The sequence below is a fragment of the Novipirellula sp. genome (assembly GCF_041583735.1).
Lineage (GTDB): Bacteria > Planctomycetota > Planctomycetia > Pirellulales > Pirellulaceae > Novipirellula.
On the sequence record NZ_JBFHFD010000583.1, the window covers coordinates 1 to 5,574 of the forward strand.

Sequence of the window (5,574 nt, forward strand, 5' to 3'; positions counted from 1 at the left end):
GCCCATTTTTCAGTCGATGCGGCCAAACCGACTTGGCCTCGCCAACGATTGACGTTCATCGCCACTTCGGCGTCCCAATCGGATTGTTTCGGCAGCGACGACACACTGATATCGAGCTGCTTGTCGGGCGTGTTGACGTCGATCGAGGCAAATCGCATCGGTTTGGATCCCCCGAGTTGCCAACCCTCGGGCAATTCGTCAAGCACCGGTTTGTCGTCCTCGAATTGGATCGACTCGACAAACTTGCGGAAATCATCCTCCACCACCGCGACCGCTTTCTCGGGGGCTGCGGTGATCTTAAAGAACCACGTTTGATTGCCTTTGGGAACCATCGCAGCTAGCATCCGGTCGTTGCCAGTACGAAGCTGTTCTGGCATTTCAGTCGGAATCGAGTAGGTCACAATCGGATCGGTTTTCTGACAACCGGACGCGGCTGCTAGCACTAGCATGACGCAGGAGATCGCGAAGTATCGGGGGGCGAAAAAGCGTAAGGTCCGCAACATGTCGGCCATCAGAATCCTGGAGCTGGCTATAGGGGTGGGGCGAAACGGGGATCGCTGCTTTTTGCAGTTCCAGCCCGCTTAGGTACGAACCCATGAAGGTAAGGTGCCCCCACTGATTTAGAAACCCCGTAGGCGATTGTTTCGTACCCACGATTCTAACGTGCTGGGGGTTCCAGGGGCAGCGAAATTTCTCACCGATACCGGTTCGATCCGAGCATCCCAGTGGTATGCCAAGATAGTGGTCTGGCAATAAACCTCACCACGATTGCTGCGTGCCATTATCGTGATTCGCCACGAAACACGGCATCGAGGGCCAACCGAGGAGCGAAAGCGTCGGCATCGAAAGCATCAAGAACCTCGTCTCGATGCAGGTGAAATCTTGATTTGCCTGCGACAGCGTGTCACGGCAGCAAAAGTTGGCAAGGACCGCGATCGGCCCCTTTGCGGCGTCTACCAGCCCATCAAGCTGATCAGCGAATCGGTCAACGAGCTGACGGGGGCGGATGGCTCGCTATAAGTCCACATGTTGCGAAGCAAATCGGTCATCAACATTCCCCCCAGACTCAGCACACCGATGATCATCACAAGTGTCAAGCACTGCAGCAGAGTGAAGGGAACTTCGTAAGTGCTAACTGCGGATGGCCCGCTGGCGGTTTTGGTGCGTGTCGACGTCGAGGCGATTCCGACACCTTCGGCAACCATTTCTTCCTCTTCGACAAATCCTTCTTCGACCGGAGCCGCTTCGGCATCAAAGGCGTCACCGCCAAATGCATCGGCGTCACCAAACGCATCGCCGCCCAATTCCACTGGCTCGCCGATCAACTCGGAATCTTCGACTTCGATGACCTGAGAATCACTATCGATCTCGGACTCCAATCCGATGCCCGATGGCGACAACTGGAATTCTTCGTCGGCTTGGAAATCGACCATCGATCCGTCACCGCCGACACCCGAGGCACTGCTGCCGATCCCGCTGCCGTGTGAAATTTCGCCGCCCAGGTCTAAGGCGGAAACGCTGCTGCCCGCCAAATCAAGTGGTTCACTTTCCAGTGACAGTCCACTGTCCGATGGGCTCATCAAATTGATGCCGCTGTCACCCGCAACGGACAAATCGTGTTCGGCGCTATCGATCACCAAATCATCGTCGTCGTCGGCAATCAGCAAGTCATCGTCATCGTCAAGCGAAAGAGCGTCATCACCGCCAGGGATCACAGCACCGGAGCTGAGAGCGCCGAGCCCGAGACTGCTGCCCAATCCTGAGGAAGCGAGCAGGTTCTCGCTGTCGCCCGAGATCAATCCGCTGCCACCCTGTTCGGCACCGAGCAAATCAAGCTCACTCAAAACATCGCCACTGAGACCCATCGATGATGCCCTGCCGCCTGCGACGGGGGAATCGAGTTCGTCCATCAATTCCAAGCTACTCATCCCCGAGGATTTTAGTTCCGAGCCGCCTTTGGAAGTCGAGGCCACATCGTCCTCGAGGATATTGAGTTCGCTGTCGTCGATGCCAATGACAATGTCGTCACTGTCCTCTTCGCTAATCGGAGCAAAGCTCAGATCGCTGCCGTCGTCGATTCCGCTGCCGACAATGTCACTGCCAAGATTGATGCCTGATTCGGACGCCAACACGTTGGTCGGTTCGGAATCCAATAGTTCTTTGAGCTCGGCGTCGGTGACCGGGCCCGTGCTGCCCGCGTTGGGTTCAATCGACAGATCAATTTGTGCTGAGTCGTGGGTGATCGCAGGTTCGGCAAGACTCAATTCGCCCGAGTCAATCTCGAGCATCTCCTTTTTGACTTCCAGATCGCCATCGTCTGGGCTGATATCGGCAAGATCGCCCAGCAGATCGTCGCTGTCGCTGGCCACCAAAGCGACATCGCTGCCCACGTCACTTCCGCTGGTGATCAAGTTCACATCGCTACCGGCACCACTGGTGGAAGGTTCGATGCCGAGTTCGACGTCGCTACCGCTGCCGTCACCTGCATCGGCGTCGTCGCCGCCAATGATGTTTGTGCCGCTGCTAAGTGAGAGACCCGACCCGAGATCCATGTCGCTGACCAGGTCGCCCGAGCCGCCAAGCAGGTCGCCCGCATCCATGTCGGCCAATTCATCGGCAAGCCGACTGATTTCGTTTTCTGGGAATTTCCAGCTCGCTCCGTCGCGGAATCCTCGGACTTCACCTTGACTACGAAGCTCGACCAAGCGGTCGGTAGGAATGCCTAGCTTCTTTGCGGCGTCTTCAAGAGAGAGATAATCGGCCATGGGTGTTCTTTGGCTCCGGTAAATCGCAATGCGAAATTCAGGATGGCGAATAGGGACAAGCGGCCTGAATCGTTGCAGACCGGTCGGAAACTGTTGAATTGTGGGTTACGACTAGACGCCTATTGTGCCTCAAATTACCTAATTTGCTACTTTTTACCCTTATTCATTTGGCGAATTTCTTCGGGTAAGGGCGATGTGGCATTGAGCTGAAGCGAAAAATCCGCGTCAATCGGGCGACTGCTGACCAGCCGAATCGTTCCCGATCTATCAATATGATACACAGCCATCCACGATTTTCCGGTATCGATTAGCGTAATTGTCTGACTTCCCGAGCCGTCAGAATGGGAAAAACCGATCATGTCGCCTGCCGCACCCACCTGATAGGGGCGAGCGTTGGCTTGGCTGACCACCCCCAATACCTTGTCGGCTTGCCCCCCCGAGATGGTTTGCTCCTCCAATTCTCCCGTTTCCGGCGAAGTGGGCAAGGTTTCCGTCGGGGGGTATGTTGTCGGTGGTTGGCTGAAGACGTATGACGTTGCAGCAATCACCACGCCACTGAACAAAAGTGTCCTGACAGGCAAGCTGGCTCGAAGTCGCTGAAAAAAAACACTTCGATAGCGGATCGCGGCAATCGTGGGGCGGTTGGGCATCTTCCTCGCCTGATGTTTTGATGATGGTTTCATTGCTTTTGGGTAGCCACGAGACGGTTTCGGGCCGCGGTCATCCTAGTACTTTGCTGCGGCAGATTGTAGTCCGACCGTGGCCGGCGGCCGTTACAGAGCGTCCGGCTTCGGCAAATCGCAACCCGACGCGTCCGTTTTGAAGTTGCGTGTTTAGACGTTCTTCGGGGCTTTGCCCCTAAATACAAATGCGGAACTTCAAAACGGACGCGTCGGGTTAAGGACGGTGATGGCTCGGCGGCCTCGTAAATAATGCGGCTTTCTAAGCCAGATGCTCACTTTGGCTGATCGCCGGTGGCAAAATCTATCGATTGGGTGAAGTGGCATGGTCGAAACGGTCGATCCTTTTGTAATGAGTACCGCATACGTGCGCGCACTCGTGTCGTCGAGCTTTTTTCGGCTCGGCGATATCGCTGAATCGCTCCAGGCAAGTTGAACTCAACCATCGAGGCTCGAGTCGTGAACCGCAAGCAAAACGACGCATCCCAGCATTCACCTAAACCGGTGTCCTCTAACGGCATGTCCTGGGGGGCGCTTGGAATTGTGTTTTCTGCCGTGCTGTACGCCGGCGTCTATGGCAGTGGCTGGGCACCGCTGGAACGTTATTTTCTCGGGCATCCGGTCGCCGTCGCTGCCACCGTACTGTTTTGTATCGCGGCGGCAGTGCTGCTTGGCAAATTATGCCAGACCAGCGTCCAGTGGAACATGCTTGCGGCAATCCGTGACGAAGACCTATCGCCCGCAAGCCAAGACAAGACGCTGGCTCAGCGATGGCGAAAAAAACATGACGCTGGACATGTCGCCGGCCATTGGTTGACGCAGCTGCGTGAATTGCCCGCTCGCACGCGATCCAGCCTGTTACTGCGGCGGCTAGAAGAATTGCTGACGCGTCAAAGTCAACGTGGCAGTACCAAGAACCTTTCGGATGACTTGCGTGAACTTTCCGGTCGTGATGCCGACGCCGCGTACGACTCGTTTGGCTTGGTGCGGATTATCGTCTGGGCAATTCCCATGCTGGGATTCTTGGGCACGGTGATCGGGATTACTCAAACGCTTGGCGGGCTCGATTTTTCTGATGGGACCGCTGCCGTCGATCGACTCAAAAGCGGCTTGTATGTCGCCTTTGACACCACCGCACTTGGGTTGGTGTTATCGGTTGTTGCTATCTTTTTGCAATTTCCAATCGAACGCAGCGAACAACGTTTGTTGTCGGTGATCGATGCTCGCGTTGGACATTTGGTCTCGGATTCCTTGCCAAGCGATGAGGCGGCGGACGACCAAGTCGCGATGATTGCCGATCTTTGCGAAGGCATTCGCATCGCCATCGCGACCTCAATCGAGTGTCAATCCAATCTGTGGCGGCAAACGATCGACGAGGCCAAAGATCATTGGAAGAGCGTCCATGAAAGCGATTCCAATAAGATCGCCGAAGCCTTTGACAAGACACTTCGTCCGGCACTGCAAGAGCACGCCAGCGTATTGGATGATTCGGCGCGTTTGGCCAGCGATCGTTGGGAACAACAATGGCAAATGTGGTTGGACGCCACGTCGCATCAAACGAAGTTGATGACGGTTCACCAGGACTCGCTGCAAAACCAATACGAATCGCTCGCCGAGTTGAACCAACGCGCCGCAGCGGTTGCCACGATGCAACAATCGATTGATGCGAGTTTGCAACAATTGAACGAGACCAATTCCGCGATCGATCGCAGCATCCAGGCCTCTGCGGGCGATGGGATGGCCGACGCGATGCGTGTCCTCGCGCGTGCTGTGGATGTGTTGACCACGCGGTTGCCATCGCCATCGAGTGGTTTGTCGAGTGGTTTGTTGCCGGTTGCCAACACCAGCTTGCCGGTTGCCAACAGCAGCGTTGAGCAACGAATTGATCAGGCTCATCGCGATGGAAAACCGCTTCGTGATTCGAATAAAGTAAGGCGTGCAGCATGAGTGGGCGAGGTCGCCAACAACTTTCGCCGACCTTGTTCCCCTTTCTCGCTGTTCTTGTTTGTACCCTTGGGACGTTGATTCTGTTTTTGGCTCTGGTAGCTCAAGATTCAACGCAAAAAGTAAAGCGGCAAGTCGAGGAAGAGGCCAAGACCCAAGCGAACGTGGCACAAGCAGAATCGGAA

At 55.6% G+C, this 5,574-nt stretch carries 4 protein-coding genes and 1 pseudogene; 2 read left to right on the forward strand and 3 right to left on the reverse strand.

Translation table 11 applies throughout. The annotated features are described in order from the left end of the window. The 3 genes and pseudogenes from ABX962_RS28795 to ABX962_RS28805 form a co-directional block, all read right to left on the reverse strand. A pseudogene (locus ABX962_RS28795) lies at window positions 1–449 on the reverse strand (hypothetical protein); the annotation flags it as partial. Window positions 450–953: 504 nt separating this feature from the next. Continuing rightward, complete coding sequence (locus tag ABX962_RS28800) at window positions 954–2,765, reverse strand: helix-turn-helix domain-containing protein (RefSeq protein ID WP_372724653.1); 1,812 nt, start codon at window positions 2,763–2,765, stop codon at window positions 954–956. Window positions 2,766–2,911: 146 nt separating this feature from the next. Further along, window positions 2,912–3,448 (reverse strand): hypothetical protein, encoded by a 537-nt coding sequence (locus tag ABX962_RS28805; protein ID WP_372724655.1) that lies wholly within the window; start codon window positions 3,446–3,448, stop codon window positions 2,912–2,914. Window positions 3,449–3,904: 456 nt separating this feature from the next. Here ABX962_RS28805 and ABX962_RS28810 point away from each other — a divergent pair, with 456 nt between their 5' ends. Then, window positions 3,905–5,392, forward strand: a complete 1,488-nt coding sequence (locus tag ABX962_RS28810) for a MotA/TolQ/ExbB proton channel family protein (protein WP_372724657.1) — start codon at window positions 3,905–3,907, stop codon at window positions 5,390–5,392. After that, window positions 5,389–5,574 (forward strand): hypothetical protein (locus ABX962_RS28815; RefSeq protein ID WP_372724659.1); only part of this gene is annotated, 186 nt, incomplete at its 3' end. The genes ABX962_RS28810 and ABX962_RS28815, both read left to right, overlap by 4 nt.